This is a genomic window from Streptomyces fildesensis, assembly GCF_016107395.1.
Classification (GTDB): Bacteria; Actinomycetota; Actinomycetes; order Streptomycetales; family Streptomycetaceae; genus Actinacidiphila; species Actinacidiphila fildesensis.
The window spans coordinates 69,424-95,022 of the sequence record NZ_JAAIKO010000014.1; the positions used below are offsets into that span (position 1 = coordinate 69,424).

The 25,599-nt window shown below is 73.4% G+C and carries 25 protein-coding genes; 16 read left to right on the plus strand and 9 right to left on the minus strand.

The genetic code is table 11. From position 1 onward, the window contains the following. The first annotated feature begins 40 nt into the window (after nt 1-40). Nucleotides 41-2,386, plus strand: a complete 2,346-nt coding sequence (gene treY / locus C6N31_RS20480; protein ID WP_138354318.1) for a malto-oligosyltrehalose synthase — start codon at nt 41-43, stop codon at nt 2,384-2,386. On the opposite strand, the gene C6N31_RS20485 is transcribed toward treY, so the two are convergent. Both C6N31_RS20485 and C6N31_RS20490 read right to left on the minus strand, forming a co-directional pair. Beyond that, on the minus strand, nt 2,376-3,341 hold the full coding sequence (locus C6N31_RS20485; protein WP_138354317.1) for a LysR family transcriptional regulator: 966 nt from the start codon (nt 3,339-3,341) through the stop codon (nt 2,376-2,378). The two genes, treY and C6N31_RS20485, sit on opposite strands and share 11 nt — an antisense overlap. 28 nt (nt 3,342-3,369) lie before the next feature. Next, nucleotides 3,370-4,131 (minus strand): SDR family oxidoreductase, encoded by a 762-nt coding sequence (locus C6N31_RS20490; protein WP_138354316.1) that lies wholly within the window; start codon nt 4,129-4,131, stop codon nt 3,370-3,372. 148 nt (nt 4,132-4,279) lie between these two features. On the opposite strand from C6N31_RS20490, the gene C6N31_RS20495 reads away from it, so the two are divergent. The 4 genes from C6N31_RS20495 (at nt 4,280) to C6N31_RS20510 (ending at nt 8,851) form a co-directional block, all read left to right on the plus strand. Then, nucleotides 4,280-5,119, plus strand: a complete 840-nt coding sequence (locus tag C6N31_RS20495) for a helix-turn-helix transcriptional regulator (protein ID WP_138354315.1) — start codon at nt 4,280-4,282, stop codon at nt 5,117-5,119. Between the two features lie 132 nt (nt 5,120-5,251). Next, entirely contained in the window at nt 5,252-6,175 is a 924-nt protein-coding gene (locus tag C6N31_RS20500) for a zinc-binding dehydrogenase (RefSeq protein ID WP_138354314.1), read from the plus strand. Continuing rightward, nucleotides 6,175-7,602, plus strand: coding sequence for an MFS transporter (locus C6N31_RS20505; protein ID WP_138354313.1), 1,428 nt, complete (start codon nt 6,175-6,177; stop codon nt 7,600-7,602). Before C6N31_RS20500 ends, C6N31_RS20505 begins: the two co-directional genes overlap by 1 nt. Nucleotides 7,603-7,702: 100 nt before the next feature. Then, the gene (locus C6N31_RS20510) at nt 7,703-8,851 is read left to right on the plus strand and encodes a low temperature requirement protein A (protein WP_164295243.1); all 1,149 of its coding nucleotides are present in this window, start codon (nt 7,703-7,705) and stop codon (nt 8,849-8,851) included. Here C6N31_RS20510 and C6N31_RS20515 read toward each other — a convergent pair. Further along, nucleotides 8,794-9,303 carry a GNAT family N-acetyltransferase gene (locus tag C6N31_RS20515; protein WP_138354311.1) on the minus strand — a complete coding sequence of 170 codons (510 nt, stop codon included), beginning with the start codon at nt 9,301-9,303 and terminating at the stop codon, nt 8,794-8,796. The two genes, C6N31_RS20510 and C6N31_RS20515, sit on opposite strands and share 58 nt — an antisense overlap. A gap of 175 nt (nt 9,304-9,478) precedes the next feature. Here C6N31_RS20515 and C6N31_RS20520 point away from each other — a divergent pair, with 175 nt between their 5' ends. The 3 genes from C6N31_RS20520 to C6N31_RS20530 all read left to right on the plus strand — a co-directional run bounded on the left by C6N31_RS20520 (nt 9,479) and on the right by C6N31_RS20530 (nt 12,479). Beyond that, on the plus strand, nt 9,479-10,387 hold the full coding sequence (locus tag C6N31_RS20520) for a GNAT family N-acetyltransferase (RefSeq protein WP_138354310.1): 909 nt from the start codon (nt 9,479-9,481) through the stop codon (nt 10,385-10,387). Between the two features lie 146 nt (nt 10,388-10,533). Continuing rightward, the gene (gene treZ / locus C6N31_RS20525; protein ID WP_187145048.1) at nt 10,534-12,294 is read left to right on the plus strand and encodes a malto-oligosyltrehalose trehalohydrolase; all 1,761 of its coding nucleotides are present in this window, start codon (nt 10,534-10,536) and stop codon (nt 12,292-12,294) included. Beyond that, complete coding sequence (locus C6N31_RS20530) at nt 12,291-12,479, plus strand: hypothetical protein (RefSeq protein ID WP_138354309.1); 189 nt, start codon at nt 12,291-12,293, stop codon at nt 12,477-12,479. Before treZ ends, C6N31_RS20530 begins: the two co-directional genes overlap by 4 nt. A gap of 36 nt (nt 12,480-12,515) precedes the next feature. Here the strand turns inward: C6N31_RS20530 and C6N31_RS20535 are convergent, their stop codons facing one another. Both C6N31_RS20535 and zapE read right to left on the minus strand, forming a co-directional pair. After that, nucleotides 12,516-13,460 carry a polyphosphate kinase 2 family protein gene (locus C6N31_RS20535; RefSeq protein WP_138354308.1) on the minus strand — a complete coding sequence of 315 codons (945 nt, stop codon included), beginning with the start codon at nt 13,458-13,460 and terminating at the stop codon, nt 12,516-12,518. Nucleotides 13,461-13,479: 19 nt separating this feature from the next. Continuing rightward, nucleotides 13,480-14,604, minus strand: coding sequence for a cell division protein ZapE (gene zapE / locus C6N31_RS20540; protein WP_138354307.1), 1,125 nt, complete (start codon nt 14,602-14,604; stop codon nt 13,480-13,482). A gap of 237 nt (nt 14,605-14,841) precedes the next feature. On the opposite strand from zapE, the gene C6N31_RS20545 reads away from it, so the two are divergent. Further along, nucleotides 14,842-15,597 carry a pyrimidine reductase family protein gene (locus C6N31_RS20545; RefSeq protein ID WP_138354306.1) on the plus strand — a complete coding sequence of 252 codons (756 nt, stop codon included), beginning with the start codon at nt 14,842-14,844 and terminating at the stop codon, nt 15,595-15,597. A gap of 127 nt (nt 15,598-15,724) precedes the next feature. Then, the gene (locus C6N31_RS20550; RefSeq protein ID WP_138354305.1) at nt 15,725-16,192 is read left to right on the plus strand and encodes an indole-3-glycerol phosphate synthase; all 468 of its coding nucleotides are present in this window, start codon (nt 15,725-15,727) and stop codon (nt 16,190-16,192) included. 54 nt (nt 16,193-16,246) lie between these two features. Here the strand turns inward: C6N31_RS20550 and C6N31_RS20555 are convergent, their stop codons facing one another. After that, nucleotides 16,247-16,945, minus strand: coding sequence for an ABC transporter ATP-binding protein (locus tag C6N31_RS20555; RefSeq protein ID WP_138354304.1), 699 nt, complete (start codon nt 16,943-16,945; stop codon nt 16,247-16,249). After that, nucleotides 16,942-18,012: an FtsX-like permease family protein gene (locus C6N31_RS20560; protein ID WP_138354303.1), complete on the minus strand. Its 1,071-nt coding sequence runs from the start codon at nt 18,010-18,012 to the stop codon at nt 16,942-16,944. Before C6N31_RS20560 ends, C6N31_RS20555 begins: the two co-directional genes overlap by 4 nt. Nucleotides 18,013-18,203: 191 nt before the next feature. Between C6N31_RS20560 and C6N31_RS20565 the strand changes: the two genes are divergently transcribed. The 6 genes from C6N31_RS20565 to C6N31_RS20590 all read left to right on the plus strand — a co-directional run bounded on the left by C6N31_RS20565 (nt 18,204) and on the right by C6N31_RS20590 (nt 24,051). Further along, nucleotides 18,204-19,517: a sensor histidine kinase gene (locus C6N31_RS20565; protein WP_244809487.1), complete on the plus strand. Its 1,314-nt coding sequence runs from the start codon at nt 18,204-18,206 to the stop codon at nt 19,515-19,517. Continuing rightward, nucleotides 19,514-20,149, plus strand: a complete 636-nt coding sequence (locus tag C6N31_RS20570; RefSeq protein WP_138354302.1) for a response regulator — start codon at nt 19,514-19,516, stop codon at nt 20,147-20,149. Before C6N31_RS20565 ends, C6N31_RS20570 begins: the two co-directional genes overlap by 4 nt. Before the next feature lie 104 nt (nt 20,150-20,253). Then, nucleotides 20,254-21,681, plus strand: a complete 1,428-nt coding sequence (gene murC / locus C6N31_RS20575) for a UDP-N-acetylmuramate--L-alanine ligase (protein ID WP_138354301.1) — start codon at nt 20,254-20,256, stop codon at nt 21,679-21,681. Nucleotides 21,682-21,692: 11 nt separating this feature from the next. Continuing rightward, nucleotides 21,693-22,097, plus strand: a complete 405-nt coding sequence (gene msrB, locus C6N31_RS20580) for a peptide-methionine (R)-S-oxide reductase MsrB (RefSeq protein ID WP_138354300.1) — start codon at nt 21,693-21,695, stop codon at nt 22,095-22,097. Between the two features lie 182 nt (nt 22,098-22,279). Next, nucleotides 22,280-23,098, plus strand: coding sequence for a GNAT family N-acetyltransferase (locus C6N31_RS20585; protein ID WP_198357953.1), 819 nt, complete (start codon nt 22,280-22,282; stop codon nt 23,096-23,098). Further along, the gene (locus tag C6N31_RS20590; RefSeq protein ID WP_138354298.1) at nt 23,095-24,051 is read left to right on the plus strand and encodes a lysophospholipid acyltransferase family protein; all 957 of its coding nucleotides are present in this window, start codon (nt 23,095-23,097) and stop codon (nt 24,049-24,051) included. Before C6N31_RS20585 ends, C6N31_RS20590 begins: the two co-directional genes overlap by 4 nt. Here the strand turns inward: C6N31_RS20590 and C6N31_RS43965 are convergent. Next, nucleotides 24,040-24,705: an ABC transporter gene (locus C6N31_RS43965; protein WP_232485438.1), complete on the minus strand. Its 666-nt coding sequence runs from the start codon at nt 24,703-24,705 to the stop codon at nt 24,040-24,042. The genes C6N31_RS20590 and C6N31_RS43965 overlap by 12 nt on opposite strands. Beyond that, nucleotides 24,702-25,598, minus strand: a complete 897-nt coding sequence (locus C6N31_RS43970; RefSeq protein WP_232485439.1) for an ATP-binding cassette domain-containing protein — start codon at nt 25,596-25,598, stop codon at nt 24,702-24,704. Before C6N31_RS43970 ends, C6N31_RS43965 begins: the two co-directional genes overlap by 4 nt. Nucleotide 25,599 lies beyond the last annotated feature (1 nt).

Here is a 25,599-nt window from a genome sequence, read left to right on the forward strand (position 1 = left end):
ATGTGATCGTAGGACCGTGCGGCGGGGTACGCACTCCTGCATGACCCCGCCGACGGCCGACGTGCCCACTGCCACCTACCGGCTGCAGCTGCAACCGGACTTCACGTTCACCGACGCCGAGGCGGTGGTGCCCCGCCTCGCCGCGCTCGGCGTCTCCCATCTGCATCTGTCCCCGGTGCTCCAGGCCGCGCCCGGCTCCACGCACGGGTACGACGTGGTCGACCACACCCGGATCAGCGAGGTGCTGGGCGGTGAGGAGGGGCTGCGGGCGCTGTCCCGCACCGCCCGCGCGCACGGTCTCGGCCTCGTCCTGGACACCGTGCCCAACCACATGGCGGTGCCGGCTCCGGAGTACCTCAGCCGCCCGCTGTGGTCGGTGCTGCGGGAAGGGACGGACTCCCCCTACGCCCGGTGGTTCGACATCGACTGGGCGGCGCTGGACGGCAAGCTGCTGATGCCGGTCCTGGGGGCCCCGCTCGACGAGGTGCTGGGCCGGCTGCGCGTCGAGGACGACAAGGCGCTCGGCGAGCCGGTGCTGCGCTACTACGACCATGCCTTCCCGCTGCGCGCCGGCACCGAGGAGCTCCCGCTGCGCGCGCTGCTCGACGCCCAGTGGTACCGGCTCGCCCACTGGCGGGAGGCCAGGACCGATCTCAACTACCGGCGTTTCTTCACGATTTCCGATCTGATCGCGGTCCGGGTCGAGGACCCTGAGGTCTTCGACGCGACCCACGCCAAGCTGCTGGAGCTGCTGCGCGAAGGCGTCGTGGACGGTCTGCGCATCGACCATCCCGACGGTCTCGCCGACCCCGCCGGATATCTGCGCCGGCTCGCCGCCGCGACCGGCGGCCGCTGGACCGTGGTGGAGAAGATCCTCGGCCACGACGAGCGGCTGCCCGCCGACTGGGCCTGCGCCGGGACCACCGGGTACGACTCCCTGGACCGGGTCGACGGGCTGTTCGCCGATCCGGCCGGGGTGGAGCGGATCACGGCGGGGTACGCCGACTTCACCGGCCAGGACGCCGACCGGGGCGGCGAGTGGGCACCGACCGCGCGGCGCGCCGCGTACAAGATCGTGACACGGGACCTGGCCGCCGAGGTGAGCCGGCTCGGGCGCACCGCCGCCCGCGCGCTGCCGGACCGGGATCCGGCGGTGCTGCGCCGGGCCATCCGCGAGCTGCTGGTCCGGCTGCCGGTCTACCGCCCGTACGTCGTGCCGGGCGAGGACGCGCCGGCCGAGGCGGTCACGATGCTGGAGACCGCGGCCCGTGAGGCGGGGGTGCCGGCCGCGGCGGAGATCCGTGATCTCGCGCTGGGAGCGGACGCCGGGTTCGCGGTCCGCTTCGCCCAGGTCGCCTCCGCGCTGCACGCCAAGGCCGTCGAGGACACCGCCTTCTACCGCTGGTACCCGCTGCTGCCGCTCAACGAGGTCGGCCGGGACCCCGCGTACCCCACCACCACTCCGGAGGAGTTCCACGCCTTCTGCGCCCGCCTCCAGCGCGACTGGCCCGCCACCGGCACCGTCCTGTCCACCCACGACACCAAGCGCAGCGCCGACGTCCGCGCCCGGCTCGCCGCGATCTCGGAGCACCCGGCCCTGTGGCGGTCCTGGCTGCGCCGTGAATCGGACCATCTGCGCAGCTACTTCACCCGTGCCGGCATTCCGCTGGTCGACCGGCACGCCGAGTACCTGGCCTGGCAGTACGCCGTGGTCTTCTGCAGCTACGGCGCCGAGGACGTGGTCGCCGCGACACTGCTGAAGTCGGAACGCGAGGCGGGGCTGCGCACCAGCTGGACGGAGCAGGACACGGCGTACGAGAAGCGGCTCGACACCTTCACCCGCGAGCTGATCACCGGGCCGACCTACTACGCGACCGCCGATATCTCCCGCGCGATCGAGGCTCCCTCACAGGTCAACCGGCTCGGCGCGGTGCTGCTGCATCTGACGATGCCGGGCGTGCCGGACATCTACCAGGGCGACGAGCACCCCCAGCTGCTCCTCGTCGATCCCGACAACCGCCGCCCGTACCGGCCGGGCGTCCGGCGGTCGGGCGGGCCGGACGGACCGAAGGAGCTGGTGACGACGACGGCGCTGCTGCTGCGCCGCGAGCACCCCGGCTGGTTCGGCCCCGAGGCGACGTACGAGCCCCTGCACGCCACCGGTCCGGCCGCCGCCCACTGTGTCGCCTTCGTCAGGACCGGCCGCTCGATCACCGCCGTCACCCGGCTCTCGCACGGCCTGGAGCAGGCGGGCGGCTGGCGTGACACCGAGCTGGCGCTGCCGCCGGGCGACTGGACCGACCGGCTGACGGGCACTCACCACCGCGGCACCGTACCCGTCGCGGACCTGTTCGCGACGCATCCGGTGGCGCTGCTCACGGCGTAGCGCCACCGGCTCCGAGAGCTCCCCGGTCGGTGTCGGGGAGCCAGTGCCTGGCGGGGTCGTAGGCCAGCCAGTCGTGGGTCCGCGCGGTGCGCGCGAAGGCGTCGAGGAGCGGTGCCAGCGCCGGGTGGCTCTCGCTCGCGCGCCAGATGACGTGCCAGGCGTAGAGCGGCGTCGGGTCCACGACGGGGATCTCGACCAGGCCGGTGCCGGGCGGGATCTCCACATCGGTGGGCAGCAGCGAGAAGAGGTCGGGGCGGCCGCGCAGGTGGTCGAGGAAGGGTTCGAGACCGAGGTTGATCCCGCCGAAGTCCCCCGGGATGTCGAAGCGTTCCACGAAGCTCCGGAGGAATTCGAGCTTCTCCATCGCGGCCGGGAACCACAGCCGGCCGGCCCGCAGATCGTCCGGCCGCAGCGCCGATGCGACGGCGAGCGGGCTGTCCCGGCTCAGCACCGCCTTGACCGGGTCGAGGCGCACCAGCCGGCGGGTGAGGGTGCGTGGCCACGGCTCGTCCAGGCCGTGGGTGCGGCCGAGCGCGAAGTCGATCTCGTCGGCCCGCAGACCGGCCAGCGCCGTCACGAGTCCGGGCCGCAGGCTCAGCTCGATGTCCAGGTCCGGCTGTTCCCCGACGACCAGCCGGATCGTCCGCAGCGGGACGAACATATGGCCCCACACGGTCACCCGCAGCGGGCGCTCGCTGTGCCGGGCGGCCGCCACCGCCGCCTCCCCGGCCCGTACGACGTCCTGGGCGGGCCCGAGGAACCGCTGCCCGGCGGGGGTCAGTCCGACGCTGTGCCCGGTGCGGTCGAAGAGCCGCACGCCGAGCGCGTCCTCCAGGCGGGCGATGCGCTTGGACAGCGCCTGCTGGCTGAGGAACAGCTCGGCGGCCGCCTGCCCGAAGTGCAGCCGCTGCGCCGTGACGACGAAGGCCCTGACCTGCGCGAGATCGAGATCCACCGCCGACGTTCCCCCGTTCCGGTACGGCTCATGCCTGCCGGGTCGGCTGCACGATCACCTGGCGCAGGTTAACGTGCGCGGGGCGGCTGGTGACAAACCCGATGATGTCGGCGATCTCGTCCGACGACAGCGTGCCCATCGCCTCGTACATGCCCCCGAGCTGCGCCGACAGCTCCTGGTTGTCGATGTGGTGGCCGAGCTCGGTGTCGGTCAGCCCCGGCTCGATGTTGGTGACGCGGACGTCGCGCGGACCGAGTTCGGAGCGCAGCAGCGCCGACAGATGGGTGAGCGCGGCCTTCGTCGCCCCGTAGACGGCGTAGTTGGGGAAGATCAGGTGCGCACCGATCGACGAGATGTTGACCAGGTCGGCGGGCCGGTGCTCGGCCGCGGCGGCGACGAGGTCGGCGGTGAAGGCGCGGATGATCCGCAGCACGCCCGTCACATTGGTGTCGATCATGCGGGACCATTCGTCGATCCGGCCGTCGTCGAGCGGGTTGGGCAGCATGACGCCGGCCGAGTTCACCACCAGGTCGACGGGTCCGTACGCCTGGTGGATCCGGTCGGCGGCCGCGTCCACGGACGCGCCGTCGGTGACGTCGACCGGTACGGCCAGCGCTTGGCCGCCGGCCGCGGCGATCTTCCCGGCCAGCTCGTCCAGCCGGTCCGCGCGGCGGGACAGCAGCGCGACCCGGGCGCCGTGCGCGGCGAGCAGCCGGGCGGTGGCCTCACCCATGCCGCTGGCGGCTCCGGTGACGACTGCGGTGCGGCCGGCGAGGTTGTCGTAGCTCATGAGGAAGTGCTCCCTGAAGTGGTGGTGCGGGGGTGTCCTGCTGACGGGCTCCACTCTGCGACCGTTCGCGAGGGCCACCCAGGGCTGTGCTTTTCCTGGGTCCGGCAGTACCAGGCTGGCTTTCCGGCAGCGCTCTAGGCTGCTGTCCATGGACAGTGATCTGAGCGGTTTCCTGCAGTCGCGCCGCGCCCGTATCCAGCCGGACGACGTGGGCCTTCCCTCGCACGGCCGGCGGCGGGTGCCGGGGCTGCGCCGCGAGGAGGTCGCCCAGCTCGCCGGGGTGAGCGTGGACTACTACATCCGGCTGGAGCAGGGCCGCGGCCAGAACGTGTCCGACGCCGTCCTCGACGCGATCGCCCGGGTGCTGCGGCTCGACGAGACCGAGCAGGAGCACCTGCGGGCGCTGGCCCGGCCGGCCCGTACCGCCCGCACGGCGTCGCGCGGCAGCCGGCGGGTACGGCCGGGACTGCGGCTGCTGCTCGACTCGATGGGCGGGCCGGCCTTCGTCCTGGGGCGGCGGATGGACGCCCTGGCGTGGAACGCGCTCGGTGACGCCGTCTGCGGGTTCTCCGCATACCCGGACGGCGAGTGCAACATCGCCCGGTCGGTGTTCCTGGACGAGCAGACCCGCGGCCTGTACCCGGACTGGAACGCGGTGGCCGCCGAGACCGTCGCGTATCTGCGGCTGGACGCGGGGCGGCACCCGGACGACCAGCGGATGGCCGCGCTGATCGGCGAGTTGTCGCTCAAGAGCGACGAGTTCCGGCGGCTGTGGGCCGATCATCTGGTCAAGGAGAAGACCTACGGGGTGAAGCGGATCGCCCACTCCGTCGTCGGGGAGCTGGACTTCGGCTACGAGACGCTCACGCTGCCCGGTGATCCGGACCAGACGCTGGTCGCGTACACCGTCGCGCCGGGCTCGAAGACGGCCGAGCGGCTGGCGCTGCTCGCCAGTTGGATCACGGAGCCGACCGTCCGGACCCCGTGACGCCCCCTGGAGTGCACTGACAACCGACGGTTGTCGAGACCGCCAAAAGGCTGTTGGACACACCCTCTGACCTGCGGCTTTTCTTGATCTCAGCGCGGCACACCCGCACCGCGCCGGATCGAGGAACAGACGATGAAGGCACTGCTGCCCACCGGGCGTCCCGACGGCCTGGTGGTCCTGGGCGACACCGAGGAGCCCCGGCCCGCGCCGGACGAGGCGCTGGTCAAGGTCGAGGCGTTCTCCGTCAACCGGGGTGAGGTCTTCCGGCTGCACACCCCGCAGCCGCGGCAGCGGCCCGGCAAGGACATCGCGGGCCTGGTCGTCCAGGCCGCGGCCGACGGGTCCGGGCCGCGGGCCGGACAGCGGGTCGTCGGTCATCCGGTGGGCGGCGGCTGGGCCGAGTACGCGGCGGTCCGCACCGACGCGCTCGCCGTCCTGCCGGACGGCGTCTCCTCGATCCGCGCCGCCGCGCTGCCGCTGGCCGGGCTCACCGCGCTGCGGCTGCTGCGCACCACCGGCTGTGTGTCCGGGCATCCGCTGCTGCTCACCGGCGCGTCCGGCGGCGTCGGCCACTACTTCACCGAACTGGCCATCGGCGCGGGCGCCGAGGTCACCGCCGTCACCGCGACGCCCGAACGCGGCAAGCGTCTGGCCGAGTTCGGCGCGACCGTCGTCCATGACCTGGCCGACGCCCGCGGGCCGTTCCACACGGTGCTGGAGTCGGTGGGCGGCGCGACCACCGCCCGGGCGCTGGCGCTGCTGCGGCCGCGCGGCACGATGATCTGGTTCGGCCAGGCGTCCCGCGAGCCCGCCGAGCTGAGCTTCTTCGGGTTCTTCAAGGGCCCCCGCTCCGGCACCGTGCGGCATTTCCATTACGAGCACTTCGACGAGGCGTTCGGCCCCGACCTGGCCGCCCTCGTCCGGCTGGTGGCGAACGACCGGCTGCACCCGGAGATCGGGCGCCTGACCGGCTGGCAGGACACCGCCGCCACTCTCAACGACCTCCGCGACCGGCGGATCACCGGCAACGCCGTACTCACGATCGGACAGCAGTGATGACCACCCTCACCAAGTCACCCGCCACCGAGGCAGGGGCCGCCGCCGGCCAGGACGGCATCCCCCGGATGACCCCCCGCCAGCGCCTCGTCCTCCTGCTGCTCCTCGGCTCGCAGTTCATGCTCGCCGTCGACTTCTCGATCCTCAACGTGGCGCTGCCCGACATCGGCCACGGCCTCGGCTTCTCGCTCGCGAACCTGCAGTGGATCGCCACCGCGATGATGCTGCCCGCCGCCGGGTTCACCCTGCTCTTCGGCCGGCTCGCCGACCTCGTGGGCCGCCGCCGGATGCTGCTGGCCGGCATGGGCCTGCTGGCCGCCGGATCACTGGCCGGCGGGCTCGCCACCGGTCCCGAGATGCTGCTCTGCGCCCGCGTCGCCCAGGGTCTGGCCTCCGCGATGGCCACCCCCGCCGCGCTCTCGCTCCTGACCACCTCGCTGCCGGAAGGCCCGCTGCGGGCCAGGGCGCTGGGCCTGAACGGCACCCTCCTGTCGGCCGGCTTCACCATCGGAGCGATCTTCGGCGGTATCCTCACCGACCTGCTGAGCTGGCGCTGGGCCTTCTTCCTCAACGTGCCCGTCGCGCTGGTCATCCTCTTCACCGCCCCGGCCGTGATCGAGGAGAGCCGCGGCGCCCGCTCCAAGCTCGACGTCCCCGGCGCGATCACCGTCACCGGCGGGCTGCTCGCCCTGGTCTACGGCGTCACCCTGGCCGGCCAGCACGGCTGGACCGACACCACCGCGCTGGGCTGCCTCGCCGCCGCCGCTCTCCTGTTCCTCGCCTTCTGGCGCATCGAGCTGCGCGCCGAGGCCCCGCTCGCCCCGCTGCGGGTCCTGACCCGGCACACCGTCAAGTGGGGCAACTTCGGCGGACTGATCACCTTCACCATGGAGAGCTCGGTCGTCTTCCTGCTGACGCTGTACATGCAGCAGGTGCTGGGCTACTCACCGCTCCGGACCGGCCTGTCGTTCTGCGGTATCGGTGTCGCCGCCTTCGTCGGCGGGATGGCCGCCCCGCGGCTCATCGGCCGCCACGGCACCCGTACCGTCCTGTCCTGCGGGCTGCTCGTCCAGGCCCTCGCCACCGCCGCCTTCTTCTGGCTGGGCACCGACGGCGGCAGCGCCCTGACGCTGCTCCTGGCAGCCTCCGCGGCGGGCGCGTTCGGCCATATCGCGGCGATCGTCGGGTACATGGTCACCGCGACCTCGGGTCTGCCCGACGACGAGCAGGGCCTGGCCACCGGGCTGACCTCGATGACCCAGCAGGTCGGCATCACGATGGGCATCCCGGTGCTCAGCGCGATCGCCACCGCCCGCACCACCGCCACCGGTTCGGTGCTGAGCGGCATCCACACCGCGCTGCTCGTCGACGCGGTGATCGTGCTGGCCGGCTCGGCCCTGGTCTTCGCCGGACTGCGCCGCCGGTAGACCCACAGCGGAACGGTGGAGTCCCGGTAACGGCCGGTGCCGTACAGGGACTCCACCGTTCCGCGTTCGAACACCTCGGCGATCACTCATACTCACCGGCGTGACCACCGACTTCATCGACTCCGCCGAGCAGGAGACCCTGCGGGTCAGCCCGCTGGAGCTCTTCTTCGACCTCGTCTTCGTCTTCACCATCACCCAGCTCACCGCCAGCCTCGCCCACCATCTCGACGGGGGCGGGCTGCTGCGCGTCGTGATCATGCTCGCGGTGATCTGGTGGATGTACGACGCGTTCATCTGGCTCACCAACGCGATGCCGCCCACCACCCACAGCCGGCGCGGGCTGATGCTCGCCGGCATGGCCGGCTTCCTGATCATCTCGCTGGCGATCCCGCACGCCTTCGACGGCAGCGGTGTCGTCTTCGGCCTCGCCTATCTCTTCGTCATAGCCGTGCACACCGGCACCTTCGCCGCCTCGGGGGTGGACCTGAGCTCGGTGGCCCGGATGGGCGCCCTGAACGTCCTCAACGCCGCCCTCGTCGTCATCGGCGGCTATCTGGAGGGCAGTGCGCAGCTCTCGCTGTGGGCGGTGTCCCTCGTCATCCAGCTCTCCACGCCCCGTCTGGTGGGCCTGGGGGAATTCACCATCCGCTGCGGCCACTTCGTCGAGCGGCACGGCCTCGTCATGATCGTGGCGTTCGGCGAGTCCGTGATCGCGATCGGCGTCGGAGCGGGCGACGCGCCGCTGACCGCCGGACGGGTCAGTGCCGCCGTCCTGATGCTCTGTGTCTGCCTCGGGCTGTGGTGGGCGTACTTCGGGCACGGGGACGACGAGCGGGGCGAGCGCGCCCTGGCGGAACTGCCCGCCCGGCAGCGGAACTTCGCGGCCGTGCGGATCTACAACCTCGGCCACTACGGCCTGCTGCTCGGTGTCCTGCTCTTCGCCGCGGGCGTGAAGTCCGCCGTCGGCCACGCCGGGGACCAGCTCGGCGACGCCCAGGCCTGGGCGCTCGCGGGCGGCATCGCGCTCTTCCTCACCGCCGACACCGCCATCCGCCGCGCCATCCGCCTCGGGCCGCTCCTCCCCCGGCTCTGCGCGGCGGCCCTGCTCGCCGCCACCGTCCCGCTCGGCACCCGCCTCACGGCGCTCGCCCAGGTCGGCGGCGCCGTCCTGGTGCTGGGTCTGTGCTTCGGCTACGAGGAGCTGACCGCCCGCAGCGCGCCCGCGTCGGCCGGCACCGTCCAGGCGTAGCGGCGCTTCTCCCGGGAGGTGGCGCCGAGGCGGTCGTAGAACCGGATGGCGCCCTCGTTCCAGACCGGGGTGTTCCACTGCACCTCCTGCAGACCGAGCGCCGCCGCCTCGGCCGCGACCGCGTCGATGAGCAGCCGGCCGAGGCCCAGGCCGCGGTGCTCGCCGTCGAGGAAGAGGCAGTCCATGTGCAGATACTCATGGCCGGACCAGGTGGCGAACTCGGGGGTGCAGGTCGCGTAGCCGGCCAGCGAGCCGTCCCGGAGCTGCGCCACGAGGCAGATCAGCCGGGGCTCGGCACGGTCGAAGAGCGCGTCGGCGAGCCGTTCCGCGAAGCCTGCGGCGGGCGGGTCGGCCTGCTCGTAGGCGGCATGGGAGATGGCGAGTTCCGCGACGCGCGGCAGGTCGGACCTGGTGGCATGCCGGACGACGGGTACTTCCTGGCGCTGGATCATCCGGCCAAAATAGTCCCTGGACAGCCTCTCCGGGACCGGGCTACGGTGTCCGCACGCCCAAGATGATCACGGAAGGAGGCGAGAGCGATGTCCGTCACGACCTCCCCGCGCTCCCGCCCTGACCACCGGGCGTCCCACATCTGACCGGGAGCGCGTCACTCTCCCGAAGGACCTCATGTCTGATCTGGTCATCCGTCCGCTCGTCGCGGGCGAAGCACATCTCTTCGCCTCCCTCGCCGATCCCGGTCTCGTCGGCCGCGCCATCCTCGGCGACCCGTACAGCATGGTCGGGGACGGCGGCGACTACCGCCCCGAATGGACCTGGGTCGCCCTGCGCGACGGTGTCGTCGTGGCTCGCGCCGCCTGGTGGGCGGGTGCCGACGACGAGAAGCCGAAGGCGCTCGACTGGTTCGACTTCGCCGAGGGCGAGGCCGACGCGGGGGTGTGGCTGCTCAGGACCGCCCCGCTGTACGGCGAGTACGACCTGCTGCTGCCGCCCGGCTGGCGCGAGCGGCCGGAGCTGCTGGCCGCCGCGCAGTCCCGGATCGACGCCGTCACCGCGGCCGGCCTCAAGCAGCTCGTCGAGCGCTACCGCTACACCTGGACCGCAGGCGACCCGCTCCCCGCGCGCACCGGTCGCCTGGAGTACCGGCCCGAGCCCGACGACGCGGTGATCCTGGACGTCGTGCGCCGCATCCAGCAGGACACCCTCGACGCGCACGACCGCGAGGAGATCGACAAGACCGGGGGCGAGGCCGCCGCCGGCGCTTTCCTCGGCTGGCTCAACTGGCTGCCCTCACCGCGCGACTGGTGGCGGCTGGCCTTCACGCCCGAGGGTGAGCTGGCGGGCCTCCACATCCCGGCCCACAACCCGGCGGGCCCGACCATCGGCTTCATCGGCGTCGTCCCGGAGCAGCGCGGCCACGGCTACGCCTACGACCTGCTCGTCGAGTGCACGCAGGACCTCGTGGAGCAGGGCGCGGACCGTATCACGGCCGCCACCGACCAGGGCAACTTCCCGATGGCGGCGAACTTCGCGAAGGCCGGCTACCCCGTCTCCCAGGAGCGGATCAACTTCATCTGATCCCGTCGGCGAGCGCTGGGCTCCACAGGGCGGTGCGGCGTGCCGGGCGGCCGGGCCCTGATGCCCGGCCGCCCGCCGGACACTAGGGTGCGAAGGTCCGCGAAGGCCGAAGAACGTCCCCGAGGGACCGATCCGAGGAGCCGCCAGTGCTGTTCGAGGTGTGGGCGCCGAACGCGGCGCGCGTCGAGGTACTGACCGGGGACCGCACCCGTCCCCTGGCGCCGGATCCGGCCCGCGGCGGCTGGTGGCGTACCGAGGCGCCGGCCGGCCCGGACGGCCGTTACGCGTACGTCCTCGACGGCGGCCCACCGCTGCCGGACCCGCGCTCCCGGCGCCAGCCGGACGGCCCGGACGGCGCGAGCGCCGTCGTGGACCATGACGCCTTCGACTGGACGCTGCCGTGGGACGGCTGCCCGCTGCCGGGCGCGGTGCTGTACGAGCTGCACATCGGCACGTTCACCCGCGAGGGCACCTTCGACGCCGCGATCGGGCGCCTGCCGCATCTGGCCGCGCTGGGCATCACCCATGTGGAGCTGATGCCCGTCTGCCCGTTCCCCGGCACCCATGGCTGGGGCTACGAGGGTGTCTCGCTGTGGGCCGTCCACGAGCCCTACGGAGGGCCCGACGGGCTCAAGCGGTTCGTGGACGCGGCGCACGCGCACGGCCTCGGGGTGGTCCTGGACGTGGTTCACAACCATCTCGGCCCGTCGGGGAACCATCTCCCGCCGTTCGGCCCGTACTTCACCGACCGGCACCACACCCCGTGGGGCGACGCCGTCAACCTCGATGCCCCGGGTTCCGACGAGGTGCGCGCGTTCCTCATCGGCAGCGCGCTGGCCTGGCTGCGCGACTACCACCTCGACGGGCTGCGGCTGGACGCCGTGCACGCGCTCGTCGACACACGGGCGCTGCACTTCCTGGAGGAGCTGTCGGCGGCGGTCGACGCGCTGTCGGACTCGCTCGGCCGTCCGCTGTTCCTGATCGCCGAGTCCGACCTCAACGACCCGCGCACCACCACCCCCCGCGAGGCCGGCGGGCTCGGTCTGACCGCGCAGTGGAACGACGATCTCCACCACTGTCTGCACACCGCGCTGACCGGTGAATCCCAGGGCTACTACGCCGACTTCGCGCGTGAGCCGCTCACCGCGCTCGCCAAGACGCTGACCCGCGTCTTCTTCCACGACGGCACGTACTCGTCCTTCCGCGGCCGCCGCCACGGCCGGCCGGTGGACCGTGCGACGACCCCGGCACACCGTTTCCTCGGCTACTCGCAGACCCATGACCAGATCGGCAACCGCGCCACCGGCGACCGGCTCACCCCGGAGCAGCTCGCCCTCGCCGCCGCGGTCGTCCTCACCTCGCCCTTCACCCCGATGCTCTTCATGGGCGAGGAGTGGGGCGCGGCCTCGCCCTGGCAGTTCTTCACCGATCACGACGACCCGGAGCTCGCCGCGGCCATCACGCGGGGCCGCCGCCGGGAGTTCGCCGGGCACGGCTGGGCCGCCGAGGACATCCCGGACCCCCAGGACCCCGCCACCCGCCTGCGGTCCTGCCTCGACTGGTCGGAGCCCGACCGTGATCCGCACGCCCGGCTGCTGGGCTGGTACCGCGAACTGATCGCGCTGCGGCGGGCCGAGCCGGAGCTGTCCGGCGCCGGGCTCCTGACGCCGCCGCCCGACATCGGCATCACCGGGGCGGTGCTCACCGTGCGCCGCGGGCGTTTCCTGACCGCGGTGAACTTCTCGGACGCTCCGGCGGCCGTCCCGCTCACCGGCCCGTTCGCCGCCGAGCCGAAGGGGACCGCGGTCGCCGCGGCCTGGCCTCCCTGCGAGCCGCCCGGCCCGGACGGTGTGCTGCACCTGGCCGCCCGCGCGGCCGTGGTCCTGCGCAGTACGGTGGACGGGTGACCGAGTGCTACGCCGACCCCGGCGAACCCGAAGCGGCCCCCGCCCCGCCCCTCACGCAGCACGGGCCGCGCGCCGCCTGTGTGCTGTGCGGCAAGCCGACGGAGTATCCGGCCTCGCTGCCCGGCCTGACGATGTGCCCGGTCTGCGAATGGCAGGAGGCGCAGCGCACCGCCTGCTCCGGCTAGGGAACGACAGGCCCTGGCTCCGCACAGGACTCGCGGTCAGGATTCGAGCAGCCGTGCCCGGCACTCCTCGACGTCGAAATCGGCCTTCGGGTAGGCCGGGTCCATCAGCTCCAGGTGTTCCAGCAGCAGCTTGCTGATCGCCCAGTTCCGGTACCACTTGCGGTCGGCGGGGACCAGGTACCAGGGCGCGGCGTCGGTGGAGCACTTCTCCAACGCGACCTCGTACGCCCGCTGGTAGTCGGGCCACAGGGCCCGTTCCTCGATGTCGCCGACGTTGAACTTCCAGTGCTTCTCGGGGTTGTCGAGCCGCTCCAGCAACCGGTCGCGCTGCTCGTCGTGGCCGATGTGCAGGAAGACCTTGACGATGGTGACTCCGTCGTCGACGAGCGACTCCTCGAACGCGTTGATGGTCCGGTAGCGCTTGGACCAGGTGGCGCGCGGCACCAGGTTCCGGACCCGGACGATCAGCACGTCCTCGTAGTGCGAGCGGTCGAAGATACCGACCTCGCCGGGGTGCGGCAGCGCCCGGCGGATCCGCCAGAGGAAGGGGTGCTGCTGCTCCTCGTGCGTCGGCGCCTTGAAGGCGCGCGTCCGCAGCCCGGACGGGTTGAACTGGCCGACGACGTGCTTGACCGTGCCGCCCTTGCCGGAGGTGTCCATGCCCTGCAGCACGAACAGCAGGGCGCGCGGGTCGCCCGCCGTGCTCTGCGCGAAGAGCCGTTCCTGCAGTTCGGCCAGGCGTACGCCCATCTCCGCGGTCTCGGCGAGCGCCTGCTTCTTGCCGGACGGCCCGCCGGGCGTGCCGGAGGTGTCGTGCGCCTTCAGCCGGACCGGGCCGCTGCCCGGTGTCACCCGCAGGAGTGAGCGGAGGTCGGCGACGGGCGCGTCCGCGTCGCCCTTCTTCGCGCTTTTGCCGCTCTTCGAGCCGGGTTCGTCCTTGCCGTGCTTGCCGGCCTTGTCGCTCCTGCCGTCCTTCGCCATGCCTCGATCCTGCGACGGATCAGGCGGTGGCGCCAGCGCCGGGGAGCTGCTTCGCGTCACGGGCGAGCGCGGTGAGCCGGGATATGGCGCGGAAGTACTTCTTGCGGTAGCCGCCGGCCAGCATGTCCTCGCTGAAGATCTGGTCGAACGGGGTGCCGGAGGCCATCACGGGCACCTCGCGGTCGTACAGCCGGTCGGCGAGGACCACCAGGCGCAGCGCCGTGGCCTGGTCGGTCACCGGCCGCACGTCCCGCAGGAAGACGGCGTCGACGCCGTCGCACAGGGCTCCGTAGCGGCTGGGGTGGACCCGTGCCAGGTGGTCGAGGAGCGGGCCGAAGTCGTCGAGCGAGGCTCCCGGGGTACGGTCCGCGGCCTCGGTGACCTGCCGGTCGGAGGACGGGGACGGGGCCTCGGGCAGCCCGCGGTGCCGGTAGTCCTGGCCGTCGATGCGCAACGGGAGGAAGCGTGAGGACAGCCCCTGGATCTCCCGCATGAAGTCGGAGGCGGCGAAGCGGCCCTCGCCGAGCTTGCCCGGCAGCGTGTTCGACGTCGCGGCGAGCTTCACGCCCGCGTCGGAGAGCTTGCCGAGCAGGGAGGAGACCAGCACGGTGTCGCCCGGGTCGTCCAGCTCGAACTCGTCGATGCAGACCAGCCGGTGGCCGCTCAGCGCCTGCACCGCCTGCTGGAAGCCGAGCGCCCCGACGAGGTTGGTGAGCTCCACGAACGTGCCGAACGCCTTCAGCTCGCGCGGCGCGGGGGCCGCGTGCCAGAGCGAGGCGAGCAGGTGGGTCTTGCCGACGCCGTACCCGCCGTCGAGGTAGACCCCGCCGGGCCCGGCCGATGCCTGGGTCTCGCGGCGGAACCAGCGCTTCTTGCCGCCGTTGACCGCCGTCGCGCCGCCGAGGGTCGCCGCGAAGCCGCTGAGCGCCTTCACCGCGTCCGTCTGGCTGGGCTGATCGGGGTCCGGGAGGTAGTTGTCGAACCGGACGGTGTCGAAGCGCGGCGGCGGCACCATCTCGGCGACCAGCCGGTCCGCGGGTACCTGGGGCGTCCGGCCGCACAGGGTCGCCGGGCCTCCGGCGACGGAGGCGGAGGCGGAACCGGCGGTCTGGGCGAGGGCGGAGACAGGGGTTGACACAACCATTCAGCCTAGTCCCTCCGGCACGCAGTGCCACGGCAGTGTGGCGGACCCCACTCCCGGCCCCGGCCGGCCGGGCGGGCCGGGCCCGGCCCCGATCGCCGGCCGGATCGGACCGTTCCGCTCAGGTGCCGGGCGGGCTGAATCCGGGCCGGGGGCTGCTCCCGGACGACGGACGGGCGGGGGTTCCGCCTCGGGTGACGGGCGGGCTGATCCGGCCGCCGGCGTGCCAGACTGCGGGACATGCGCCGCCTGTATCCCGTGCTCCGGGCCGATGAGACCCTCGACTCCCTCGACGCGCTCGCGGATGCGTACGCGTATCCGGACCGGGCGGGAGGCCCGTGGCTGCGGGCGAACATGGTGGCGTCCCTGGACGGCGCCGCGTGGCACGACGGGAAGTCGCAGGGGTTGTCCTCGGCGGCCGATCTGCGGGTGTTCGGAACGCTGCGGGCGCTGGCCGATGTGGTGGTCGTCGGCGCGGAGACGGTCCGGCAGGAGGGCTACCGGCCGGCGAAGGCGCGGGAGGCGTTCGCGGAGCGGCGGGCGGCCGCCGGCCAGTCGCCGGCGCCGGTCATCGCCGTCGTCACCGCGAGCCTGGACCTGGACTTCACGCTGCCGCTGTTCACCGCGCCGCTGACCCCGACGCTGATCCTGACCGGCGCCACCGCGCCCCGCGACCGGGTGGCGGCCGCCAAGAAGGCCGGCGCGCACGTCGTCACGGCGGGCGACGGGGCCGGCGCCGATCCGGTGCGGGCCGTCCGCGAACTGACGGAACTGGGGCTCACCAGGCTGCTGCACGAGGGCGGTCCAAGGTTGTTGGCACAGTTCGCCGCGGCCGGGGTAGTCGATGAGCTGTGTCTGACCATCGCTCCACTCCTGACCGCGGGGGATGCCCCGCGGATCATGAACGGTCCCGGAGTCACCGTGCCGGAACGTTTCTCCCCGACCTCGATCCTCGAAGAGGACGGTTTCCTGTTCACCCGTTACACCCGCGGCTGACAATCTGCGGAATATGTCGTTCCGTTTGCTGTCGTGCGGGAACACTTACACCGCGTGCCCCGTACGGAGTCGGGGCAGGATGGTTTCTGTGCCGGCCCGGTGGCCCACGAGAAAGAAGGACGCGTCCGTGTTCACGACCGTACTCATGATCGAGAAGCCGCTCGCCCCCGCCGATGTGGAGCTCGTGACCACACTCCACGGCGACGAGCCCGTCTCCTTCGTCGTACTCATGCAGCCGCGCGGCGACCAGGACCGGCTTCTGCGGGCCGTGGACGATGTCGCCCTCGGCTACCTGGACGACGCCACCAAGGAACGCGAGGTGCCCGAGGGGCAGGAGGCCACCCTTCCGGCCGAGCGGGCCCTGAGCCACTCGCTGGCCGCGCTGCGCGCCGCCGGCGTGGAGGCGATCGGCGAGGTGGTCGAGGACCACCCGCTGGACCTGCTGAAGTCGGTGGTCGAGCAGACCCATGCCGACGAGGTGATCGTGCTGACCGCTCCGCACTTCGTGGAGGAGTTCTTCCACCGCGACTGGACGTCGCGGGCGCGGCACAAGGTGGGGGTCCCGGTCCTGAAGCTCTTCGCTCAGCACGACTGAGAATCGACGGAACAGCGCGCCCCCCGGCCGGAACGGCCGGGGGGCGCGCTGTTCTCACGACCGGACGGCCGGCGTCGGAACCACGGCCAGGCGGCCGTCCGTCATGTCGAGGAGGCGGTCGGCGCGGGCCATCAGGGCTCGGTCGTGGGTGACCATGACGGTCGCCGTGCCGTGCTCGGCGGTGACGCGGGCCAGCAGGTCGACGATCTGCGCGCCGCGTTCGTGGTCGAGGGCGGAGGTCGGTTCGTCGACCAGCAGGACCGCCGGGCGGCCGAAGAGCGCGCGGGCGATGTTCACCCGCTGGCGCTCCCCGCCGGACAGCTGGTGCGGCCGCCGGGCGCGCTTCGCCGCGTCGAGGCCGACCGAGTCGAGCAGCGCCCCGGCCCGCTCCCGGGCCGCCCGCACCGGCCCGCCGCGCAGGTGCTCGACGACGAGCAACTGCTCCAGCGCGGTGAGCGAACCGAGCAGGTTCGACTGCTGGAAGACGATCCCGATGTGCTCGCGGCGCAGCGCCGTGCGCTCCTTGTCGCTCAGCCGGGTGGTGTCCCGGCCGGCCACCACGACCTGCCCGGAGTCGGGCCGCGACAGGGTCGCGGCCACCGCGAGGAGGCTGGACTTGCCGGAGCCCGACGGCCCGGCCACCGCCAGCAGTTCACCGGCGGCGACGTCCAGGGACACGGCGTCGAGCGCGGTCAGCCGGCGGTCCCCGTCCGGATAGGTGAGCCGGACGGAGTCGAGCGCGAGGACGGTCATCGGTTGGCTCCCAGCGCGGTCAGCGGGTCGACGGAGGTGATGCGGGCGATCGCGAGGGCCGAGCCGGCCAGGCCGAGCAGCACCATGACGGCGACGGGCACGGCGACGGTGGCCGGGCCGACGGCAAAGGGCACCGCCGACGCGGCGACCGCTCCTCCCCCGGCCCCGATCGCACCGCCCAGCAGCGCCCCGCCGCCGAGCACGGCCAGCGCCTGCGCGAGCGCGTCGCGCACCAGGTAGCCGCTGCTCGCGCCGATGGCCTTGAGCACCGCCACGTCGGGCTTGCGCTGCACCGTCCAGACCGTGAAGAACGCGCCGGTCACCAGGGCGCTCACCGCGAACAGGAACACCTGGATCATCTGCAGGCTGAGGTGCTCGGCCTGGTAGCCGTCGATCCCCACGAGCGCGTCGCCGCGCGCGACGGTCCTGGTCCCCCGCGCCGCGTCGGCCGCCCCGAGGTCCGCCCCCGACCGGCGGACGGCGAGCACGGTGGGCTGCCGCTGGCCGCTGATCCGCTGCCAGGTGGCGAGGGTGGTCCAGACGGTCGCGGCGTGCCCGTACGAGCGGGTGGCGGTGATCCCCGACACCGTCACCTTCTCGGTGCCGAGCCCGAGCGTTCCGCCGGGGCCGACGCCGTAGGTGTCCGCGACCGACCGGCTCACCGCGACCTGGCCGTCGCGCGGGGCGCTGCCGGAGAGCAGCGGCGGCAGCAGGTCCGCCGAGCCGCCGAAGAGGCTCACCGAGCCCGCCGCGGTGGCGCCGGCGGCCCGGGTCATCGCGACGCCGAGCGGCTCGGCGGAGCCGACCCCGGGGGTACGTGCCCAGGCCGCGGCCTGGGCGGCGCTGATCGTGCTGCTGCTGAACGACACCTCGGCGGCGGCCCCGGCCGGGGCGCCGAACACGATGTCGGTCACGGGCAGCTCGTCGACGGCCGACGAGGCGTCGCGGCCGAGCCCGCCCGTCAGGCCGTAGAGGAACACGACGAGCGTGGTGATGAGCGTGACGACCACGCCCATGAGGGCGAACCGCCCCTTGGCGAATCTGATGTCACGGAGTGCGACGAACACCTTCTGGACCCTCCTGGGTCGGACTGCTCGGTTCCGCCGGGTCGCCCGGCTGCGCCTTCTCCCGGCTCTCCCTCAAGGCTGTCCGGCCGGGCCGCCGCTGCCATCAGGGAGAGGAGCGGTACCGGAATCCATCGAAAGGTTGATGCCAGGCCCCCGCTGAGGGCGTCCGGCTCCCCGTACCCTCGGTAGATGTGAGCAACTCCGGCATATCCCTGTCCCCGGGCCGGCCCACCGGCTCCCGTACGCCCGAGGACACCCCCGCACTGCGCCTGATGCGCGCCGCCCTGCACGGCACGTTCTTCGTGCTGCTCGCCGTGGCGCTCGGCCCCGTGGCGTTCGGTGGTAAGTCGGCCGCACTGCTGGTGCCGGGCCTGCTGCTCGGGCTGGTCTACGGCGCGGGCGTGCTGCGCGAACGCCGGGAGCCCTCGCGGTCCTGGGTGCTGGGCTGGCTCGCCGCCGTCACCGCACTGTGGATCGGACTGCTGCTCGCCGACCGGGACTTCAGCTATGTCGTCTTCCCGCTGTTCTTCCTGTATCTGCACGTGCTGCCGCGGCGCTGGTCGCTGCCGGCCGTCGGCGCCGCGACCGCGCTGATCGTCGTCGCGCAGTCGCACGGGCCGGACGGTCTCACCGCCGCGAAGGTCATCGGACCGTCCGCGGGCGCGGCCGTCGCCGTGCTCACCGCGTTCGGGTACGCGGCCCTGTACCGCGAGAGCAGGCAGCGCCAGCGGCTGATCGACGACCTGACGAGGACGCGGGACGAACTGGCGGCCGCCCAGCGCGAGGCGGGCCGGCTCGCCGAGCGGCAGCGGCTCGCCCGGGAGATCCACGACACGCTGGCCCAGGGGCTGTCCAGCATCGTGCTGCTGGCCCGTGCCGCGGACAGCGCGCTGCTGCCCGGCGGCGCGGGCCCCGGTACGGCGAGCGAACGGATCCAGGAGGCCGGGCGCACGGCGTCGGAGAACCTCGCCGAGGCCCGTCGCTTCGTACAGGACCTCACGCCGCCCGCCCTCCAGGACGCCGCGCTGCCGGAGGCGCTGCGCCGCATCACGGCCGGTTTCGGCTCAGGACCGCAGGCGTCCGCGCAGCCCGCGCCGGAGATCGTCTTCCGGCTGGACGGCGATCCGTACCCGCTGCCCATCGAGGCGGAGGTCGCCCTGCTGCGGCTCACCCAGGAGGCGCTGGCCAACGTCGCCCGGCACGCGCGGGCCCGCAATGCCGCCGTGACGCTGGTCTTCCTCGACGGCCAGGTGACGCTGGACGTGTACGACGACGGGGTCGGGTTCACCCCGCAGGACCCCGGCGCCCCGCCCGCGGCCGGCGAGCGTGTCTCCTTCGGCCTGCACGGCATGCGCGAGCGCATCGCCGGGCTCGGCGGCACCCTGACCGTGGAGTCCGCGCCGGGCGAGGGCACGGCGGTCGCGGCGGCACTGCCGGTGCCCGCGGCCGACGCGGCCGCCCCGGAACCGGACGCTCAGCCGGCGCCGGCCACGGTGCCGAGGTGATCCGGATCCTGATCGTCGACGACCACCCCGTCGTACGGCGCGGTCTGCGCGCCATGGTCGACGACCTGCCGGAGCTGGAGGCGGTCGGCGAGGCCGCCGACGGCGCCGAGGCGCTGCGGCTGCTGGCCGGCGGGACCGTAGCGCGTCCTGACGTGGTCCTCATGGATCTGCAGATGGGCGCCGGCATGCACGGGGTGGAGGCCACCCGGCGGATCACCGCGCTGCCGGACCCGCCCGCCGTCCTCATCCTGACCACGTACAGCACCGACGCCGACATCCTGGCGGCCGTCGAGGCCGGCGCCACCGGCTATCTGCTCAAGGACGCACCTCCGGAGGAGGTCGCCGCCGCCGTGCGCTGCGCCGCCCGGGGCGAGACCGTGCTGGCCCCGCCGGTCGCCGCGCGGCTGCTGGGCAGGGTCCGGTCGGGGCGGCCCACCCTGTCACCGCGCGAGGCCGAGATCCTGCAGCTGCTCGCCGAGGGGCTGGCCAACAAGCAGATCTCCCGCCGGCTCTTCATCAGCGAGGCCACCGTCAAGACCCATCTGGTGCACATCTACGACAAGCTCGACGTCGACAGCCGCACCGGCGCCATCGCGGCGGGCCTGAGCAGCGGCCTGATCCGGGCCTCCTGAGGGACCCGGCTTTGGTGCTGACAACGCTGCGCCGGGCGAGCGAAGGAAGGTGCGAGAATCGGGGCTGCAGGCAAGCCGTTCGAGACGTCCCGGGAGATCCACGTATGAGCCCCACCATTCCCTCCACGATGGACCGACCGCACTTCATCGGCATCGGCGGAGCCGGAATGTCGGGGATCGCCAAGATCCTCGCGCAGCGCGGCGCCAAGGTCGCGGGCAGCGACGCGAAGGACTCCGAGACGGCCGAGGCGCTGCGGTCCCTCGGGGTCGCGGTGCGCATCGGCCATGACGCCCGGCATCTGGCTCCGGACGCCTCCTGCGTGGTCGTCTCCAGCGCCATCCGCGCGGAGAACCCGGAACTGGCGGCCGCCGCCGAGCGCGGTATCCCGGTCGTGCACCGGTCCGACGCGCTCGCCGCGCTGATGGACGGCACCCGCCCGATCGCGGTGGCCGGCACCCACGGCAAGACCACCACCACCTCGATGCTCGCGGTCAGCCTCACCGCGCTCGGCCTCGACCCCTCGTACGCCATCGGCGGCGACCTGGACGCGCCCGGCTCCAACGCCCACCACGGCGGCGGCGAGATCTTCGTGGCGGAGGCGGACGAGAGCGACCGCAGCTTCCACAAGTACGCGCCCGAGGTCGCGATCATCCTCAACGTGGAGCTGGACCACCACGCCAACTACGCGTCGATGGACGAGATCTACGACTCCTTCGAGACGTTCGTCGGCCGGATCCGGCCCGGCGGCACGCTCGTCATCTCCGCCGACCAGCCGGGCGCCGTCGAGCTGACCTCGCGGGTCCGCGACATCGGCGGGCTGAACATCGTCACCGTCGGGGAGTCCGAGGGCGCCGACCTGCGGATCACCAAGATCAACCAGCGGGGTCTGACGAGCGAGGTCACCGTCCTGCTCGACGGGCGGATGCTCACCTTCACCGTCTCCGTGCCCGGCCGGCACTACGCGCACAACGCGGTGGCCGCGCTCGCCGCCGGTATCGCGCTCGGCACGCCCGCGCGCAATCTCGCCTCGGCGCTCGCCAAGTACACCGGCGTCCGGCGCCGGCTGCAGCTCAAGGGCGAGGCGGCCGGCGTCCAGGTGATCGACTCCTACGCCCACCACCCGACCGAGATGACCGCCGACCTGGAGGCCATCAAGGGCGCGGTTGGGGGCTCCTCCCGGCCGGAGGTTGGGGGAGGGTCGCGGGTGCTGGTGGTCTTCCAGCCGCACCTGTTCAGCCGCACCCGCGAGCTGGGCGTCGAGATGGGCCAGGCGCTGGCGCTGGCCGACGCCTCCGTGGTGCTGGACATCTACCCGGCCCGCGAGGACCCGATCCCCGGCGTCACCAGCGCCCTGATCATCGACGCTGCCACCGCCGCGGGCGCCGATGTGACGGCCGAGCACGACAAGGACGCGATCCCGGACGTGATCGCCGGAATGGCCAAGCCCGGCGACCTTGTTCTCACTATGGGCGCGGGCGACGTGACCGACCTCGGTCCGCTCATCCTGTCCCGCCTGGAGAGCCAGAACTGAGGAGCAACGGCATGCCGTACGAAGTCGAGAAGTCCGACGAGCAGTGGCGCGAGGAGCTGTCCTCCCAGGAGTACGCGGTCCTGCGCGAGGCCGGCACCGAACGGCCCTTCGTCGGCGAGTACACCGACACCAGGACCACCGGTGTCTACTCCTGCCGTGCCTGCGACGCCGAGCTGTTCCGCTCGGACACGAAGTTCGAGTCGCACTGCGGCTGGCCGTCCTTCTACGACCCGGCCGACTCCGCCGCCGTCGAGCTGATCGAGGACCGCAGCATGGGCGCGGTCCGCACCGAGGTCCGCTGCGCGAAGTGCGGATCCCACCTCGGCCATGTCTTCGAGGGCGAGGGCTACGCCACACCCACCGATCAGCGCTACTGCATCAACTCGATCTCGCTGCGGCTGGCCCCGCAGGAGTGATCCCGACCTCCCGGGAGTGACCCACCGGGAGTGATCCCGCGGGCACGGGCCGTGCATCCAGGGGGTGCGCGGCCCGGCTGCCGCCGTGCTTCGAGCCGTGGCAGGCAGGCATTCAGGCACCTCACATCACGACGCCTCGCAATGGTCACGTCAAGTCCAGCCGGCGCGGCGATGAAGTACCCATGACGACCCTGGAATCCTTCGCCACCGCCGTCCCCGACTCCCCCGCCACCCCTCCCCCCGCCTCTCCCACCACCGCCGTGAGCCCGCGCTACTCCGTGTCGCTGGCCCGGGACGCGGCGGACGTACGGGCCGCGCAGCGCCTGCGCCACCAGGTCTTCGCCGGTGAGATGGGAGCACTGCTCGACTCCCCCGAGCCCGGCTGGGACATCGACTCCTTCGACGCCCACTGCGACCACCTGATCGTCCGCGAGGAGACCACCGGCGCGGTCGTCGGCACCTACCGGCTGCTGCCGCCGGAGCGCGCCGCCGCGGCCGGGCGGCTGTACGGGGAGAGCGAGTTCGACCTCTCCCGGCACGCTGCGATCCGCGGTGACCTGGTCGAGGTCGGCCGGTCCTGCGTCCACCCCGACCACCGGGACGGAGCGGTGATCAGCCTGATGTGGGCGGGTATCGCCCGCTATCTGGTACGCACCGGCCACAACTGGCTGGCCGGCTGCTGCTCGGTGCCGCTCACCGACGGCGGGACCTCCGCCGCCGGGGTGTGGGACACCGTGCGGGCCCGCCACCTGTCGCCCGAGGAGTACCGGGTGCGCCCGCTGCGCGCCTGGGACCCGACGGGTATCGAGCGTCCGCGTCCCGGTGGCCGCAACGCCCTCCCGCCGCTGCTGCGCGGCTATCTGCGGCTGGGTGCCTGGGTCTGCGGGGAGCCCGCGCACGACCCGGACTTCGGCGTGGCCGACCTGTACATCCTGCTGTCGCTGCGCCGGACCGACCCGCGCTATCTGCGGCACTTCCTCTCGCTCGCCCCCGCGCAATGAGACTCCTCACGCGCCCGGCGCCCGGCCCGGCGGCGCTGCCCGCCGCGACGCCTCCCCCCGCGGTGCCGCCGACCGGTGTCCCGCACTGGCTGCCGAGTGCGCCCTGCACCCCCGGGCACTGTCTGGCCGGGACCTTCGCAACCGTGGGCCGGCCACGCCAGGCGGCGCGCTGCGCGGCGGGGATCGCGCTGGTGGCCGTCGGGCTCGCCCTGGCGCCGCTGGTGCGCTGCTGCCGTCCGGCACTGCGGGGCCGGCTCACCCGGGCCTGGGCCCGGACGGTGCCCGCCGCCTTCGGGGTGCGGGTGCGGATCCGGGTGTCCGGTGCGGCGGGGGGCGTCCCCGCGGGCGGTGTGCTGGTGGTGGCCAACCACATCTCCTGGCTGGACATCCCGCTGGTCGCCGCCGTGCGCCCGGCCCGGATGCTCGCCAAGAGCGAGGTCGCGTCCTGGCCCTTCCTGGGGGCTCTGGTGTCCCGCGGCGGCACCCTGTTCATCGAACGCGACCGGCTGCGGGCGCTGCCCGGCACCGTCGCCCGGATCGCCTCGGTGCTGCGCGCGGGCACCCCGGTCGTCGTGTTCCCGGAGGGCAGCACCTGGTGCGGCCGGCGGCAGGGCCGTTTCCGTCCCGCCGTGTTCCAGGCCGCGCTGGACGCGAGGGTCGCGGTGCAGCCCGTACTGATCCGGTACCGGCTCGGCGCGGGTCCGGCCACGGCGGCCGCGTTCGTCGGCGAGGACACCCTGGTGGCCTCGCTGCTCCGGGTGACCGCCGCCCGCGGCCTCGTCGCCGAGGTCAGCGTGCTGCCCCCGATCCCGCCCGGTGCCCACCACGACCGCCGTTCGCTGGCACGGGCGGCCCAGCGGGCGGTGACCGGGCCGGAGTTCGGCCCGCCGGACCGGCACGGCCCGCCCCCCGGGCCCGGCCGGCGGCTGGAGGCCGGATCGTCAGCGGCGTGAACCGAGCGCACAGGCGACCGCGGTCGCCGCGGCCGCCGCGACTGCCGCCAGGCACAGGGGCACCAGCGGCAGCCCGACCGTGCCGGTCTGCGAGCCGCTGACCAGTCCCGACACGGCGGCGTTGGCGGGCGAGCCGCCGATGACCAGCACCAGCAGGGCACTCAGTCCGGAGACCGGGATCGCCCAGCCGGCGCGGCGCAGCACCGGCGGGTTGGTGAGCGCGCCGACCGCGAGGCCGAGCAGCGCGGAGACGAGCACGGCCAGCAGCCCGGCCGTGACCGCCGGTCCGAGCGGGACCACGTGCCGGCGATCGGCGGTGTGCGCGTCGCTGATCACCGCGACCACCGCCACCCCGGCGGCGCCGAGGGCACCGGCCGCGAGCAGCGCCGTCAGCACGCTCGACAGATGCACGCGGCCCGGTCCGGCCGCCGCGGCGGCACAGGCCCGCGCGGCGGGCGGCTCGTTGGTGACGCACACCCGCACCAGCCAGGCGGCGACGGGGAGCATTCCGGCGGCGGCGAAGGCCAGCGAGTCGAGCAGCGGCTGCCCCGACGAGATCCCGATGGCCATGATCACCCCGTAGAGCAGCACCGGCGGCAGCCAGCGCTGGGAGCGGATCAGCAGCGCGGCCTGGTAGCGGACAAGGGCGGTCATCCGGTGTCTCCCCGGGTGTCGGCGGGCCCCGTTCCGGAGCCGGGACCGGTCTCCGGGCCCGCGGCCCCCGGTCCCGGCTCCGGCCGGACGGCCCGGATGTGCCAGGGCGGGTCGGCTGTGAGCAGCGCGCGCAGGACCGCGTCGGACTCATGGGCCGGGACAGTGATCCGGATCCGGCCCGGTGCGGCGGGCCCGTAGCCGGGAGTGCCCGGAAGGGCGGGCGGTTCACCGGGGCCTGACGCTTCGACGACCACCCGTGGGACGTCCGCTTCCGCGCCGGCCGCCGCTACGGCGGTGAGCCGGCCGTCCGCGAACCGGTGGACGCCGGACGGCTCGCCCGCGAGCCGCCACGCGTCGTGGTCGACGAAGACGACGGCACCGCCCGCCGCGACCCGTTCGCGCACCGCGTCGTCGAGGACCGTGCGGGCCGCCTCGTCCAGGCCCGTCCACGCCTCGTCCAGGACCAGCAACCGCGGCTCGGCGAGCAGCGCCTGGACGACGGCGATCTTCTGGGCGGTGCCCTTGGACAGCTCGTCCATCGGGGTGCGGGCGTGGCCGGCGGCCCCGAACCGCTCCAGCCACTCCCCCGCGCGCCGGCCTGCCGTGGTGCGGCGCAGCCCGTGGATCGCGCCGAGGTGGACGAGGTAGCCATGGGCGTCGAACGGCAGCGCGGGCGGGAAACGTTCGGGCACGTACGCGGTCGCGGGGCGGCCGGTGATCCGCCCCGTGGACGGCCGGTCGACGCCGGCGACGATGCGCAGCAGCGTCGACTTCCCACTGCCGTTGGCGCCCTGGACGCGCAGCAGCGAACCCGGTGGCACGTCGAGGTCCACGTCCCGCAGCACCCAGGGCCCGCCGAGGCCGTAGCGCCGGCCGACGCGCTCCAGCCTCATG